Source organism: Streptomyces sp. NBC_00414 (assembly GCF_036038375.1).
GTDB lineage: Bacteria > Actinomycetota > Actinomycetes > Streptomycetales > Streptomycetaceae > Streptomyces.
The window spans coordinates 8,822,369-8,836,972 of the sequence record NZ_CP107935.1; the positions used below are offsets into that span (position 1 = coordinate 8,822,369).

General features: G+C 69.7%; 9 protein-coding genes. 5 read left to right on the top strand and 4 right to left on the bottom strand.

Translation table 11 applies throughout. The annotated features are described in order from the left end of the window. Positions 1–21: 21 nt before the first annotated feature. Positions 22–1,320, top strand: a complete 1,299-nt coding sequence (dpgC, locus tag OHS59_RS38100) for a (3,5-dihydroxyphenyl)acetyl-CoA 1,2-dioxygenase DpgC (protein ID WP_443061671.1) — start codon at positions 22–24, stop codon at positions 1,318–1,320. A gap of 158 nt (positions 1,321–1,478) precedes the next feature. Here dpgC and OHS59_RS38105 read toward each other — a convergent pair whose 3' ends face one another. Both OHS59_RS38105 and OHS59_RS38110 read right to left on the bottom strand, forming a co-directional pair. Further along, complete coding sequence (locus tag OHS59_RS38105) at positions 1,479–2,705, bottom strand: prephenate dehydrogenase (protein WP_328497880.1); 1,227 nt, start codon at positions 2,703–2,705, stop codon at positions 1,479–1,481. Positions 2,706–2,714: 9 nt separating this feature from the next. Then, positions 2,715–3,188, bottom strand: coding sequence for a cold-shock protein (locus tag OHS59_RS38110; RefSeq protein WP_328497881.1), 474 nt, complete (start codon positions 3,186–3,188; stop codon positions 2,715–2,717). 813 nt (positions 3,189–4,001) lie between these two features. On the opposite strand from OHS59_RS38110, the gene OHS59_RS38115 reads away from it, so the two are divergent. The 4 genes from OHS59_RS38115 (at position 4,002) to OHS59_RS38130 (ending at position 10,358) form a co-directional block, all read left to right on the top strand. After that, complete coding sequence (locus tag OHS59_RS38115; protein WP_328497882.1) at positions 4,002–4,850, top strand: transcriptional regulator; 849 nt, start codon at positions 4,002–4,004, stop codon at positions 4,848–4,850. A 282-nt stretch (positions 4,851–5,132) separates the two neighbouring features. Further along, a complete protein-coding gene (locus OHS59_RS38120) occupies positions 5,133–7,421 on the top strand; it encodes an ArnT family glycosyltransferase (protein WP_328497883.1) in 2,289 nt (762 codons plus the stop codon). Between the two features lie 466 nt (positions 7,422–7,887). Continuing rightward, positions 7,888–9,303 (top strand): NAD-dependent succinate-semialdehyde dehydrogenase, encoded by a 1,416-nt coding sequence (locus OHS59_RS38125; protein ID WP_328497884.1) that lies wholly within the window; start codon positions 7,888–7,890, stop codon positions 9,301–9,303. 227 nt (positions 9,304–9,530) lie between these two features. Next, positions 9,531–10,358, top strand: coding sequence for an aldo/keto reductase (locus OHS59_RS38130; protein WP_328497885.1), 828 nt, complete (start codon positions 9,531–9,533; stop codon positions 10,356–10,358). Here OHS59_RS38130 and OHS59_RS38135 read toward each other — a convergent pair. Together OHS59_RS38135 and OHS59_RS38140 are read right to left on the bottom strand one after the other, a co-directional pair. Next, on the bottom strand, positions 10,348–12,942 hold the full coding sequence (locus OHS59_RS38135; protein WP_328497886.1) for an MMPL family transporter: 2,595 nt from the start codon (positions 12,940–12,942) through the stop codon (positions 10,348–10,350). The two genes, OHS59_RS38130 and OHS59_RS38135, sit on opposite strands and share 11 nt — an antisense overlap. Positions 12,943–13,024: 82 nt before the next feature. Further along, the gene (locus OHS59_RS38140; RefSeq protein ID WP_328497887.1) at positions 13,025–14,386 is read right to left on the bottom strand and encodes a serine hydrolase domain-containing protein; all 1,362 of its coding nucleotides are present in this window, start codon (positions 14,384–14,386) and stop codon (positions 13,025–13,027) included. Positions 14,387–14,604 lie beyond the last annotated feature (218 nt).

The window sequence follows — 14,604 nt, forward strand, 5'->3', positions numbered from 1 at the left end:
GCCGACCTCCGGGGCGTACGGGTGGAGCTGGCGGAGGCGCGGGAAGCGCTCGCCAAGGCCGCCGCACGGACCGACGACCTGCTCGCCGCCCTGCCCGAGCCGGCCCTCAGGTCACCCGGGCAGCGCGCCGCCGCCGCGTCGGCCACGGACAGCACCCGGATCCTGCGCGCCGCGTTCATGGACGTGCACGCCGACGCCGTCTACGACGAACTGACCGAGGGCCGCACCCGGTACGTCCGGCTCGACCGGCTCGCTTCGAGTGCCGCGACCGCCTTTCCCGGTCTGGTGCCCACCGCCGAGCGGCTCGCGACCGAGCGGGGCCGGCCGCAGGCGGAGAAGGAAGGGGACGAGATCGACCAGGGGATCTTCTTCCGGGCGATCCTGAACTCCATGGCGGCCGGCCGGCACCTGCTCGACGCCATGCTGCGTCCGACCCCCCGCGCCCTCGGACTGCTCTCCGAATTCCTCCGCACCGGGACGGCCGACCTGGGCTCCGTGCGGCTGGAGCGGACCGATGGCGCGGCGCGTCTGACCATGTGCCGCGTCGACTGCCTGAACGCGGAGGACGACCGGCAGATCGACGACATGGAGACCGCCGTCGACCTCGCGCTCCTCGACCCCTCGGTGGAGGTCTGTCTGCTGCGCGGCGGCGAGATGACCCACCCCCGCTACCGGGGCCGCCGGGTGTTCAGCGCGGGAGTCAACCTCAAGTCCCTGCACGGCGGCGGTATCTCACTGGTCGACTTCCTGCTGCGGCGCGAACTGGGCTACATCCACAAGATTCTCCGGGGAGTCCTCGTCGAGGAAGGTACGGCCCGGTGGACCCGCACGGTCGAGAAGCCCTGGATCGCCGCGGTGGACACCTTCGCCATCGGCGGCGGTGCGCAGATCCTCCTCGTGTTCGACCGGGTACTGGCGGCGTCGGACGCCTTCTTCAGCCTTCCGGCGGCGAAGGAGGGCATCATTCCCGGGGCCTCCGACTTCCGGCTGATCCGGACCGTCGGCCCGCGCCTCGCCCGGCAGTTGATCCTGGGCGGACGACGTCTGCGAGCGACCGAACCGGAGGCACGGCTGGTGTTCGACGAGGTCCACGAGAGCGAGGATCTCGACACCGCGGTCGAGCGGAGCCTGGAACAGCTGCGCAGCCCCGCCGTCCTGGCCAACCGCCACATGATGAACCTCGCCGAGGAGTCCGCCGACGATTTCCGCCACTACATGGCGGAGTTCGCCCTCCAGCAGGCGCTCCGCCTCTACAGCTCCGACGTCATCGACAAGGTCGGCGGTTTCTCCGCCGCGAAGAGTGCGGCGGTGTTCAACTGAGGCGGTGCTGCGGTTGAACACCTTCACCGTCTGACCGAGTCCTCAACAACCCCGTGCGGAGCCGTCGTTCACGAGCCGACGGCCTCGCGCGGGGTTTCTGTCTGCGCCTCCACGCCGCTTGGGCCGGAGTCGGGAGTACTCTCGACGGCCACACGCGCTCAGGAATTGAGGGGAGCGGGAAGCGTTGCCGCATGCTCCGCCGTGGACGCCGTGGACGCCGTGGACGCCGTGGACGCCGTGGACGCCGTGGACGCCGTGGACGCCGATGGGGCCGTGGCGGGCCCGGTGGGGGCGGTGGGTGCGAGGGTGACGGTCCAGCCGTCCACGGTCAGCAGCCGGGACAGCTCCGAGGCGGACGTCCGCCGCACGAACAGGGAGACCTTCCCGTACGGCGGCTCCTGGGTCCGCTCCAGCCGTACGTCCTCGATCCGGACCCCGAGTCCGTCGACGGCCGTGAACAGCCGTGTCAGCGTGCCGGGTTGCTCCGACACGGCCACCGAGAGCCGGGCGACCTCCGCCGACGGCGCACCCGACCTGCCCGCCACCCGGGCCCGCCCGCGGGTGCCGTGCTTGAGCAGCGTGTCGAGGCCGGCCTCGGCACGCTCACGCGCCGCCGGGTCCGAATCGCCCAATGTGCGAAGCGCGTTGACGGCCGATCCCAGATCGGCGGCGAAGGCATCCAGCACGTCCGCCAGCGCCTCCGCGTTCGCCTCGTGGATGTCCCGCCACAGCACGGGGTCACCGCCCGCGATGCTGGTGACGTTCCGCAGCCCCTGCCCCGACACCCGGATGTCGGCCTCCGTCGCCTGCGCGAGCTGGGCCGCCATGAGCGTGGAGATCAGATGAGGGGCGTGCGAGGTGAGGGCGAGCGTGCGGTCGTGGACGGCGGCGTCCATGATGACGGGCACGCCCGAGCACAGGGAGACGAGCTCCAGGGCGCGGTTCAGCACGGACTGGTCGGTGCGCGTGGACGGCGTCAGGATCCAGGGCCGCCCCTCGAAGAGGTTCGCGCGTCCGGCGAGCGGGCCGGAGCGCTCGGTGGCCGCGAGGGGGTGGCCGCCGATGAAGGTCGACGGATCGGCGCCGGCCGAGTGGATCTCGGCGTACGGCCGTGCCTTCACACTGGCGACGTCGGTGTAGGCGCGGGCGAGGCCACGGCGTTGGGCGTCCGCGAGCACCGCGCCGGTGTGCGCCGGGGGCACCGCGATCAGGGCGAGATCCACGCGCGCGTCCGGTTCGCGTACCGAACCGGCTCCCATGGCTTCGGCGGTCCTGGCGGCGGTCGCGCTCAGGTCCTCCAGGTGCACGGTGACGCCCCGACGGGTCAGGGCCAGTGCGACGGAGGTGCCGACGGCACCCGTTCCTATGACGCTGACGGCCTTCATCGGGTCGCGTCAGCCCTCGGTCCAGCCGTGGTTCTTCGCGAACTGCGCCAGCCCGCCACGGATCTGCAGGATCTGCTCACCTGTCAGCGACGGCGCCTCCGACAGCAGGATCTCGGTGACCTCTCTGGTGAACTCCTCGGTGCTGAGCACATCGCACAGGGAGTCGTCCTCGTCCGCAGCACGTGGGGCCGCCGGACTCCTGCCCGGTTCGGACGGAGCCCTGCCCGGTTCCCGCAGGGCGGACGGGGCTCTGCCCGGTTCGGACGAGGCCTCGCCCGCTTCCTGGACGAGCCGTACGCCGATCGCCTTGAGACCGCGGTCACCGTTTTCGATTTCGAATTCAACCAACGCGCCGGAGCGCGCATAGGGCTCGGAAAACAGCATGTCGTTCACGTGCAGAAAGACATCCTCCCCGCCGTGTGCGGGCGCAATGAATCCATAACCTCGCGAGCTGTCGAAGCGCACAACGCGACCAGCAACCATGCCAACCCCCAGCGGACTCGGGCCCCTTGCCCGGAGAACCTGAAGGGAATCGTAGTCAGAGCCGCACCGATCGAGCGACCGCACAGGATCACCGATACCGGACAGTCCGACCCGGTTCCGGCCGGTCATCACGGAAAGTGAAGGACGTCGGAAGCAGAGGACAGGGGGAGCGGAGGGGAATATGAAGTTCCGCTAAAATTTGCAAGGCTGTCCGGCGGATTGAAACGGGCGCCGTGGCCGCCTGTGTTTCCTGCGTCCACCTGCTCGGCTTCCCCGCTCGGTGAAGGGTGACTAAAGGCTTCAGGTAGCTACAGTCAAGGCCTGGTCAATACTGTTTTTATTCGTTCATCCGGTCGACAGCGCGGAGCGAAAACCGGACGATGGCGGAGGACCGGTACTGCAGGACCGTGGGGGTGCGGTGGGTTGCAGGGGGTGCGTGTCGTCGACCGCACCCGCGACCCGGGCAGATCGGCACCGTGTGGGATCGATCCGGACGGACGTTTGGGGGAGTGGTAGGCCGAAGGTGGTGAACGCGCCCGAATAGGGCGACAGGCATACGGCAAGCCGAAATGCAACGGGGTGAATACGTTGATTCAGTCAGTCCGCACACTGGAGTCAGATTCCGGAAGCCCTGCCGTAGGGAACAGCTCGACATGGGACCCGAGAACACGAAAGGTAAATTCCTTCCCTGTTCCGATCTCATCGCTCAAGCCCGCTGATTCTCCTCGTTCTCAGGGGCACGACGAGGAGCACGTAGCACGACTCGCAGAGCTTGACTCTCCCATTCCCGCAATTCTCGTCGACCGGCACACCATGAGGGTCATCGACGGAATGCACCGATTGCTGGCAGCTCGGCTGCGCGGTCAGCAGACGATAGAAGTCGAGTTCTTCGACGGAACTCCCGAGGACGCGTTCCTGCGGGCGGTCGCCTCGAACGTCTCGCACGGTCTTCCCCTCTCCCTGGCCGACCGCCGCACCGCCGCGGCCCGGATCATCTCCTCCCACCCGCAGATGTCGGACCGGGCGATCGCGCGCGCGGCCGGCCTCGGGGCCAAGGCCGTCGCGGCGATCCGGCGCCGTTCGAGCGGCATCGTCCCCCAACTCAGCGCCCGCGTCGGCCGGGACGGCAAGGTGCGTCCGCTGAGCAGCGTGGAGGGCAGGCGACGGGCCGCCGAACTGATAGCGGAACGCCCACAGGCCTCCTTGCGCGAGGTGGCACGGTACGCGGGTATCTCGCCCGCGACGGTCAGCGACGTCCGCAAACGGCTGGAGTCGGGCCAGGCCCCGGTCGCCGAGCGCCACGAAACCTCCGACGGCCAGGCGCGATCCGAGGTGATGGCGCGCATCATCAAGCCCCGGGCCGACCGCATCCCGCGTCAGGCCTCGGCGGACACCGCGGCCGTAGTGGAAAAACTGCTGAGGGATCCCTCCTTACGGCACAAGGAGGAGGGGCGGCATTTGCTGCGCCTGCTGCAGCAGAACGAGATCGCGACGAGGGAGTGGGCGGACCTCACGGCCGCCGTGCCGAGTCATTGCGGAGCCCTGGTGGTGGATCTCGCCCTGCACTACGCAGAGATCTGGGCGAATTTCGCCAAGCTGCTGGATGAGCGCGTACGCATCGAAGGACGCCGTAATGACGAGGTGACCGCGCGTGATGTGTGACCGCCCACGAGGACGTGATCTCGCGTGACGGGTGATCTCGCGAGGTGCGAAGTCGCGTGGAGGAGGGACTTCCCGTAGGAGCGTCGGTGCCAGGCGCGCAAAGACAGTTTTTGCGCGCCTGGCTTCGGCCCCACTCGAAAGGTATAGACCGCGACCATGACCACCTCGACCACTGAATCCGATACGTCAACGGTCCCCGACTCCGACGATCGATTATCGCGTTCCCGCCGGTACGTCTGGCGATCACCTTCCGACCAGCCGGTTTGGGCACGGCCCGCGTTGTTGGGCATCGCGGCCCTCGCCGCGCTGCTGTACGCCTGGAACATCACCGAGAGCGGCTATGCGAGCTACTACTCGGTCGCCGCCCGCAGTATGACGGTGAGCTGGAAGGCGTTCCTGTTCACCGCGCTGGACCCGTCGGCCACCATCACCCTGGACAAGATCGGCGGCTTCCTGTGGCCGCAGGCCCTCTCCGCCCGCGTCTTCGGCTTCCATGCCTGGGCGCTGACCCTGCCTCAGTGTGTCGAGGGCGTCGTCTCGGTGCTGGTGATGTACCGGGTGGTACGTCGTTGGCAGGGGCCTGCGGCCGGGCTGCTGGCCGCCGGTTCGCTGACGCTGACACCGGTGGCCGCCTCGATGTTCGGGCACGCGATGCTCGACGGCATGGTTGTCATGTGCCTGACACTAGCGGCGGACCAGTACCAGAAGGCGGTCGGCACCGCCCGGCTGCGCCCGCTGATGTTCAGCGGCCTGTGGATCGGACTGGGCTTCCAGGCCAAGATGATGGAGGCCTGGATCATCGTCCCGGCGCTGCTCGTCGGCTACCTCGTGGCAGCGCCGATCGATCTCCGCCGGCGGGCGGCGCACCTGCTGGCCGCGGGTGCGGTCATGCTCGCGGTCTCGCTGTCCTGGGTGGCCATGATGACCTTCACCCCGCAGGACGCACGCCCGTACGTCGACGGCACCACCGACAACAGTGCCTTCTCGATGGTCTTCGGCTACAACGGCTTCAACCGCTTCGAGCCGGGTCTGATCAGCGGCGCGGATGACGGGCCGTCAGGCGCCCCTGGAAGTGGGGGTGGTGGCGGGCCCGCGCGTGAGGGTCAGGGTGGCCGGGGTGAGGAGGGCGGCGGCCCGAACCCCGGGAGCGGAGAGGTGGCTCCGCCTTCCGGGGCCGGAACCGGGACCGGGGCCGGAACCGAGGCCGGGGCTGGGGATGGGAGCGCGCAAGAGACTCCCTCCTCCGGTGCCGGTGCGGCGAGTGGGCAAGCGGCTCCGCCTTCCGGGGCCGCGAGCGGGCCGGCGGCTCCTTCGCCCGGTGCGGCCGGCGGATCACGGGGCCCGAATACGGCAACTCAGGGCCCGGACCAGGCAAGCCGGGGTCCGAGCACGGGTGATGGTGACGCCACCCGGGAGACCGTGGCCCCCGCGCCTGCCCCCGCACCCGGATCGGGCGGCTGGCTCAAGCTGCTCCGCGACGACTTGTACACGGTGCAGATCGGCTGGCTGTTCCCGCTCGCGCTGTTCGGTCTGATCGCGGGTCTGGTCCGGCATCGCGGCGGCCCGCGTACGGATCAGGCGCGCGCCGGTTACCTGATGTGGGGCGTCTGGCTGGCCATGACGGCCGGCGTCCTGAGTTCCTTCTCCTTCGCCCATGTCGCGTACCTCGCCACCCTCGCGCCTGCGGTCGCCGCACTGTCCGGCGCCGGAACCGTGGCGCTCTGGCGGGCCCACCGCACCGCACGCGCCGGGTGGCACCTCTGGCTGCTGCCCGCGGTCGTCGTGGCGGAGACGGCCTGGACCATCCATCTGGCGTCCGACCACACCGACTTCGCGCCCTGGCTCATCCCGGTCGTCTCCGCGGCAGCGCTCCTCGCCGTCGTGGCCCTCGGTCTCGCGGCCAGGGACGTACGGATCGGAAGCCCGCGTGGCGACGGTCCGAGTGTCGGTAGCCCACAGGTCGGAGGTCTACGGGTGAAGGGCCTGTACGTCGGAGGCGTTGGACTCGGGGTCGCCGGATTGCTGGCCGGATGCGTGGCGATGTTCGCCGCACCGACGGCGTGGTCGCTCTCGGTACTGGACGAGCGGTACGCGGGCTCGGCCTTCGAGGCGCACGCCGGACCTCCCGTCGGGATCGGCGACCCCGACGGCCCCGAGTCGACTTCGCTGACCGCCGCGCAGCGCAGGCTCCTCGCCTACGTCGAGGAGAACAACGGCGACGCCGAGTTCACGCTGTCCGCCGACAGCTGGAGCACCGCGGCGCCCTTCATCCATGCCGAGGGCCTGCCCGTGCTCCCGCTGGGCGGATACTCCGGTACGGCCAGGTCGGTCACCCTCGCCGAGTACAAACGCATGGTCGCGGAGGGCCGTCTGCGCTTCGCCCTGCTCAGCGGGCTCGGCCCGGCAACCGGCGAGCCGCGACCGGACCCGCCCGCTCTCGGAAAGGACGCCCCCGAGACCTTGAAGATCAACAGCTGGGTGTACTCGACCTGCATGGAGATCGCGCCCAGGACCTACGGTGTCACCACCTCCGACCAGGGCCCGATGCTGACCTTGTTCCGGTGCGCCTGAACCGTAACGGCTGAGAAGAGGCGCTTGACGGAGCAGTTGCCCCGTCAAGCGCCCTCTGCCGTTTCCGCTGGTACGGAACCGTCACGTGGTGTCCTGCCTGGTGGGCACCGTTACCTGGCTCTGCAGGTGAGCGTCGTCTCCCGCGGCGTGATCGTCGAGGCGTTCGGTGCTCCGGAAGGCGTGAGTGTGACCCACGTCCGACTGAAGCCGCAATTGGCCCGCCCGTCGTCGTGAGACACCCGCCGACACCCCGAGAACGCGCTGCTTGATGTGCGCTCGCAACGCGACGGAGGGCGCGTGCCGGAAGGCCGTTGACCTGGGGCTCGGACGGGCATCAGAAGAACATCGGAACGTGCGCACCCATTTAGGCCATATGAACGGTTTCGCATTTGGCTGTCGGGTACCCGGGTCGTGGGCGGAACGTGCTGTTCCGCCTGCGCACCTCCCTCGTCGTTCTGGAGATTCCATGTCAGGCCAGCGCAAGAGCTCATTCGCGACCGTGAACCCGTACACCGGGGAGACCCTCGCGGAGTTCCCGGTCGTCGAGGGCGAAGAAGTCGATTCAAAGCTTGAAACCGCAGGTCACGCTTTCGACGCATGGCGGAAACGGCCGATCGCGGAGCGTGCCTCCGTGGTGGGACGCGCGGGTCGACTGATGAGGGAACGGAAGGAGGAGCTGGCCCAGCTCATCACCCTGGAGATGGGCAAACTGATCTCCGAAGCACGCGGAGAGGTGGACCTCGCCGCGTCGATCCTGGAGTACTACGCGCGGAACGGGCCGGATTTCGCCGCCGCCGAGCCGCTCGACGTGGAGGAGGGGGAGGCGTACCTCGTCACTGAGCCCCTCGGCGTCCTGCTGGGCGTCATGCCCTGGAACTTCCCGCTCTACCAGGTGGTCCGTTTCGCGGGCCCCAACCTCGTGCTGGGCAACACCGTGCTGGTCAAGCACGCAGGTATCTGCCCGCAGTCGGCGCTCGCGCTGGAGTCGCTGTTCCGTGACGCGCAGGCCCCCGAGGGCGTCTACACGAACCTGTTCGTGAGCCACGACGAGATCTCGCGCATCATCGACAGCCCGGTCGTCCGAGGAGCCTCCCTGACCGGCAGCGAGAAGGCAGGGGCCCAGGTCGCCGAGCGCGCCGGACGGAACATGAAGCCCAGCCTTCTGGAGCTGGGCGGCAGCGACGTCTTCATCGTCCTGGACGGCGAGGGGCTGGAACGCACGGTCGGAGCCGCGGTGGCGGGGCGGATGGCGAACACCGGCCAGAGCTGTGTCGCCTCGAAGCGGTTCATCGTGCTGGATGACGTCTACGACGACTTCGTGGACGGACTGCGCCGCGGGTTCGAGGCGCTCACGCCGGGCGACCCCGCCGACGAGGCGACCACCGTGGGCCCGCTCTCCTCGGAACAGGCGGCCGCGGACCTGGCCGACCAGATCCGCGAGACGGTCGACCAGGGCGCGGAACTGGTCACCGGCGGCCACCGGATCGACCGTCCGGGAGCCTTCGTCGAACCCACGATCATCACCGGCGTCAAGCCGGGCATGCGCGCCTACGCCGAGGAGCTCTTCGGACCGGCCGCGGTGGTCTACCGGGTCGCCGACGAGGACGAGGCCATCGCCCTCGCCAATGACAGCCAGTACGGTCTCGGCGGATCCGTGTTCTGCGCCGACGTGGAGCGGGGCCGCAGGGTCGCGGAGCGCGTGGAGACCGGCATGGTGTGGGTGAACCACCCGACGTCGACCCAGCCCGACCTGCCGTTCGGCGGCATCAAGCGCTCCGGCTACGGACGGGAGCTCTCGAAGCTCGGCATGCAGGAATTCGTGAACCGCAAGCTGGTGCGCGTCCTGCCGCCCGACGCCGAGCTGCGCGGAATCGCCGGTTGAGCGATCCCCGTCCGATGACGTCCGCACATCGAGTCCGCACGTCGAGTTCCGGACATCGAGTCCGCACATCAAGTTCCGGACATCACGTCCGCACGTCACGTCCGCACACCACCTCCGCTCATCCCTACGCGGACGTGACTCGCACAACCGACCTGTGCGGCAGAGCTGAGCGGGGCCGACCCCGCGCACATCCTCTGCCCTTCCAACCGCGACAGCCAGGAGCCACCGTGACCGCAGTACCCGCCATCACCCTCAACAACGCGGTGCAGATCCCGCAGCTCGGCTTCGGCACCTTCCAGATCCCGCCGGAGGACACCCGCGAGACGACGCTGGCGGCGCTGAAGGCCGGCTACCGGCACATCGACACGGCGCAGATGTACGGCAACGAGAAGGAGGTCGGCCAGGCGGTCCGCGACTCCGACCTCGATCGCGCCGACGTCTTCGTGACCAGCAAGCTCAACAACGACTCGCAGGGCCACGACAACGCTCTCCGGGCGTTCGACCGCAGCCTGGAGGAGCTGGGCCTCGACCACCTGGACCTCTTCCTCATCCACTGGCCGCTGCCCGCCAAGGGCCTGTTCGTCGAGACCTGGAAGGCACTGGAGGAGATCTACCGCTCCGGTCGGGCCAAGGCCATCGGAGTGTCCAACTTCCAGCCCCGCCATCTGCGCCGGCTGCTGGAGAACAGTGACGTGGTGCCCGCGGTCAACCAGATCGAGGTGCACCCCTACCTCACCCAGGACGATGTCAGGGCCTTCGGCGCCGAGCACGAGATCGCCACCGAGGCCTGGTCGCCCATCGCGCAGGGCAAGGTGCTCGACGACCCGACCATCAAGCGCATCGCGGAGCGGGAGGGCAAGTCGCCCGCCCAGGTGACACTGCGCTGGCACATCCAGCGCGGAGACATCGTCTTCCCCAAGTCGGTGACCCAGAAGCGCATCGAGGAGAACTTCGACCTCTTCGACTTCGAGCTCGACGAGGGCGACATGGGCGAGATCTCCGCACTGAACCGCAACGAGCGCACCGGGTTCGACCCGGACCGCTTCAACGGCTGAGAGAGGCCCCGGTCGTGTCGGCCGCCGCGTCGGCCCGGGGTGCGCCGTCCCGTACGAAGGTACGGGCGTTCGCACTCCGGACCTGACGGGGCAGCGTGTACGCGTCGGCCAGCCAGCCAAGTCCGCAGATGCCGAGGGTGCACAGGTGCAGCAGCCCTCGGCGGGTCCTGCCGAGATAGAAGTGGTGCGCGCCGAACAGGCCGAGGAAGAACCACCAGAGGTACGCCACGGCGACCGACTTCCGAGCCCGTTTCGGTATCCGCAGGGTGTCGAGTCGTAGTGGCGGCTCGGTCAGCGTGCTGTCCCGCAGCGGTGCCGCTGCCGCCACCGGATCGGGCCGAGAAGGCGGCGCCACCGCTGCCGGCCGGCCCACGGGGGCGACGGGGATGACGGATGCGGATGCGGGTCTGCGGGAGGGCGCGCCCTCGATGGACACACGCGGCAGGATCCGCTCCAGCCAGACGGGCAGCCACCAGTTCGCCCGGCCCAGCAGATGCATCAGCGACGGCACCAGCACGGTGCGCAGCACGAAGGCGTCGATCGCCACGGCCGCGGCCAGTCCCACTCCGTACTCGGCGATGACCCGCTGCCCGCCGAGGACGAAGGCGGTGAACACACAGATCATGATCAGGGCGGCGGCGTTGATCAGCCGGCCGGTCTCGGCCTGACCGATCCGGATGGCGCGGTGGTTGTCGCGGGTGTGCTCCCACTCCTCGTGCATCCGGCTGACCAGGAAGACCTGGTAGTCCATGGACAGGCCGAAGAGGATGGCCAGCATGATCACCGGAAGCTCGGCCTCCACCGGCCCGGCCTTACCCAGGCCCAGGAGTTCGGAGCCCCACCCCCACTGGAACACGGCGACGACGACTCCGAAGGACGCGGCCGAGGCGAGCAGATTCATCACGGCGGCGGTCAGTGGGACCAGGATGCTGCGGAAGGCGACCATCAGCAGCAGGCAGCCGAGTCCGACGATCACCCCGAGGAAGAGCGGCAGTTTGCCCGCCAGCAGGTCGGCCAGGTCACGGGAGGCAGCCGTCGTGCCACCGACGTAGACCTTCAGGCCGCTGCCCCGCTCGACGGCGGGGACGACCTCCTCGCGCAGGTTGCTGATCAGGTCGCTCGTGGCCTCGTCCTGCGGTGCGCCGGTCGGCACCACGTCGATGACGGCCAGTCCGGTCGCCGCGGTGACGGGCCCGGCCGTCGCCGTCGCCACGCCGGGGGTACCGCGCACGGCCGAGACCAGCCTGTTCAGGGCCGGCGCGTCGCTGGGCGCGCTCAGCTGCGCGACCAGCACCAGCGGACCGTTGGAGCCGGGCCCGAAACCCTCGGCCAGCAGGTCGTACGCGGCCCTGGTGGTGGTGCCCTTCGGGTCGTTCCCGGCGTCCGAGGTTCCCAGACGCAGCGACAGCGCGGGCAGCGAGAGGGCGGCGACGACGAGGAGCGCGGCCAGGGCGAACAGCGTCTTGTGGCGCTCGACCCGCTCGGCCCAGCGACTCCGGGACTTCACTGGCGAGTGCCGCTGCGTGTTCAGAGGCAGTTGAACGGACTCTGGGGACCGGATGGCCGCGGCTCGCCGCTGACGCCTGTTCAGCAGTTTGCCGCCGAAGAGGCCGAGCAGGGCCGGCAGCAGGGTCACCGCCGCGATCACCGTGAACAGGACCGCCGTCGCCGCGCTGATCCCCATCCCGGTGAGGGGACCGATCCGCAGGACGAGCAGGCCGAGGAGGGCGGTCACGACGGTGAGTCCGGCGAAGACCACCGCACGCCCGGAGGTGTCCAGCGCGCGTACCGCCGCCTGCTCGGGTGCCAGGCCGCTCCGCAGTCCGGTCCGGTGGCGGGTGACGATGAACAGGGCGTAGTCGATGCCGACTCCGAGCCCGATGAGGGCCGCGACCGTCGGGGCGTCGGAGCCCAGGGTCATCACGTGCGAGGTCAGCCCGATGGCGATCAGCCCGGCGCCGAGTGCGGCGATCGCGACCAGCAGGGGTACGAGCACGCCCAGCAGCGAGCCGAAGGCGACGAAGAGGATGATACCGGCGGCGACCAGCCCGATCGCCTCGGTGCTCTGCGTCTCGCCCTCGGCCGCGTAACTGATGGCCTGGCCGCCGAGCTCCACCTCCAGATCCGCGTCACGGGCGGCTTGAGCGGTGTCGATGACCCGGGTGACATCGGCGACCGGTATCCGGTCCGCCTGCGCGTCGAACGTCACCGTCGCGTAGGCGGTCCTGCCGTCCTCGCTGATCCGGGGCGCCCCCTCGGAGCCGTACATGCCGGTCACCGAGGCGACCGAGGGCAGTGCCGCGACCCGGTCCAGCATCGAGGTCACCTTCCGCCGGACGGCGGCGTCCCGGACCGACCCCTCGGGTACGTGCACCACGATCCGGTCGCTGTCTCCGGCCTGCCGGGGCTCGGACGCCTGGAGCCGCGCCTGCGCCTTCGACGACTCGGTTCCCGGCAGGGTGAACGCGTCGGAGTAGCGGGTGCCGAGTGTCGCGTAGGGCACGGCGAGCGCGACCAGCACGATCACCCAGATCCCGACGACGAGGAGGCGGTGCCGGAAGCACCATCTGGCCAGTGCGGACATGGCTGAACAACCTTCTTTGCGGCGGTGGGACGAGGTGAGGTGAGACGAGGTGAGGCGTTGTGCGGTCAGGTGTGATGGGGTCTCAGGAGCCGGCCGGCGGGGACGCGGGCGTGGTGGGGATCGGCTTGCCGAGCATGGTGCACACCGCTGCGTTCACCAGGGCCTGATTGGCGGGCCCGGCGGGGTTGGCGGGGCCGTTCTTCGGCGAGGCCAGACCGAAGATCGTGGTGGTGAAGACCGAGACCGTACGGCGGCCGGTCGCGTCGGTGTAGTCCTCGCTGGAGTAGCCGGGAGCCTGACCGTTGTGGCCCCAGACGGTGCCACAGGGGGTGGACACCTCCTCCAGACCGAGCCCGTACCTGCGGTTCGGGAACTCGGACTCCTCGGCGACGGTGGTGCGCATCTCCTTCAGCAGGGCGGGCGGCAGGAGCTTGCCCGAGTTCAGCGCACCGGAGAAGCGGGCCCAGTCCTGCGCGGTGGAGACCATGCCGCCGGCGGCCCACAGCGTGCTGGCGTTGACCCAGGTGGTGTCGACGTGACCCGCGGACCGCTCGGGGCCCGCGAACACAGTCCCCGCGGCGGCGTACGGGGGGAGCAGCGGGCCGACGCGGCTGGCGTCCGGCTCGTAACCGTGCGCGAGACGGGGGTTGTTCGGCTTCCCGAAGCCGGTGACCAGGTAGGTGTCCTTCAGTTTCAGCGGCCTGGCGATCCGCTCCTGGACCAGGTCGTCCAGGGCGTGTCCGGTCACCTTCTCGGCGATCAGGCCGAGCGCGGTGTAGTTGGTGTTGCTGTAGGCGTAACTCGTGCCGGGTGCGAACAGCGGGTCGTGCCGGACGGCGGCGGCGAGCAGCTCCCGGGGCGTCCAGACCCTGGTGTCCTGGCCGGTGAACGCCTTGAGCACCGCGGGATCGGTGGTGTAGTTGAACAGGCCGCTGGTGTGGTTGAGCAGCATGCGCAGGGTGATCGCGGTGCCGTCGGGGACCAGACCGGGCAGCCACTTCTCGACCGGGTCGCTCAGCTTGAGCCGGTGTTCGGCGACCAGTTGCAGGACCACGGTGGCCACCGTCGTCTTGGTGTTGGAGCCCATCCGGAACTGGTCGTTCGCGGTGAGGATGTGGTCGGCCCTGGTCCAGGAGGCCTGCCTGGCGATCTCGATCACCCGCCCGTCGCCCTTGTCGACCCGCACGACGACGCCGGGGGCTCCCGCGTCCACGTCCTTCTGGGCGAGCGCTGCCAGTTGATCCTTCTGGCCCTTCTGGCTCTTCTGGTCCTTCCGGTCCTTCTGAGCCGTCGCCGTGCTGGGCCGTCCGGTCGGGGTGTGGGCGGTGCTCTCCGCCGCGGCGGACGCCTCGCAGCCTGCGAGCGTGGCCGTCAGCGCGGCGGCCAGAGCCAGCGTCAGGTATGCGTGCCGGGCGGGGCGCGGGCGGGGAGTGTTCCGGGGCATGAGGTGTCCTCCTGGAAACAGGTATGGGCCGAGGGAAGGTGGGGAGAGCGCCGGTCAGCTCCGGCGTGGACCGCATCCACGTGGGGCAGGCCGCATCGCGCTCTCCGACCGCTTCAGCCTCCCGGCCCCGGAGACGAGGAACACGGGTGCTGGGCCCCCGCGATGGTGGAGACAACCCCAGTGCGCGGACTCGGTCCGGCCGGTCATCATCAACTTCT

What these genes read in the sequence shown, in the direction of transcription:
- OHS59_RS38105 (WP_328497880.1), bottom strand. Translation starts at nt 2,705, where the DNA reads ATGAAGGCCGTCAGCGTCATAGGAACGGGTGCCGTCGGCACCTCCGTC.
- OHS59_RS38110 (WP_328497881.1), bottom strand. Translation starts at nt 3,188, where the DNA reads ATGGTTGCTGGTCGCGTTGTGCGCTTCGACAGCTCGCGAGGTTATGGA.
- OHS59_RS38115 (WP_328497882.1), top strand. Translation starts at nt 4,002, where the DNA reads ATGAGGGTCATCGACGGAATGCACCGATTGCTGGCAGCTCGGCTGCGC.
- OHS59_RS38125 (WP_328497884.1), top strand. Translation starts at nt 7,888, where the DNA reads ATGTCAGGCCAGCGCAAGAGCTCATTCGCGACCGTGAACCCGTACACC.
- OHS59_RS38135 (WP_328497886.1), bottom strand. Translation starts at nt 12,942, where the DNA reads ATGTCCGCACTGGCCAGATGGTGCTTCCGGCACCGCCTCCTCGTCGTC.
- OHS59_RS38140 (WP_328497887.1), bottom strand. Translation starts at nt 14,386, where the DNA reads ATGCCCCGGAACACTCCCCGCCCGCGCCCCGCCCGGCACGCATACCTG.